General features: G+C 68.2%; 1 protein-coding gene. It reads left to right on the forward strand.

Translation table 11 applies throughout. The annotated features are described in order from the left end of the window. Positions 1-202: 202 nt before the first annotated feature. Positions 203-396 (forward strand): hypothetical protein (locus tag D7Y04_RS43375; RefSeq protein WP_147477380.1); only part of this gene is annotated, 194 nt, incomplete at its 3' end.

Consider the following 396-nt stretch of genomic DNA (forward strand, 5'->3'; position numbering starts at 1 on the left):
GCCACGATGGGCGTGGCGCATCCGCGTCTCCACTCACAGTTACCGCCGTCTCCGGATGTGCGCCGCTCTGGCCCACGGACGTGATCAGCGGCATGATCGGGATCCGAACCATGAACCCTTACGCACTCAACGGGTTTTTGCAGCCTCCCCATCGAGTCCTGGTCCGGGCCCGGTTGGCGAGAGGTTCACTGTGTGAGTCGAGATGCAGGCGGATCAGCGGGGACGCGTGCTGGTGGTGGCCGGGAAGGAGTCCGGCGACGCCTTGATGGAGCGGCTGACCGCGAGCGGCTACCACTGCGCGTCGGCCGAACGGGAGAGCGGGCTCGCGGAGGTGGCGGATTCGCTGCAGCCGGAGGTCGTCCTGCTGTCGGTGACGGCGAAGCGCGCGGCGGAGCT

This window comes from Corallococcus sp. AB038B (assembly GCF_003668955.1).
Taxonomy (GTDB): domain Bacteria; phylum Myxococcota; class Myxococcia; order Myxococcales; family Myxococcaceae; genus Corallococcus; species Corallococcus exiguus.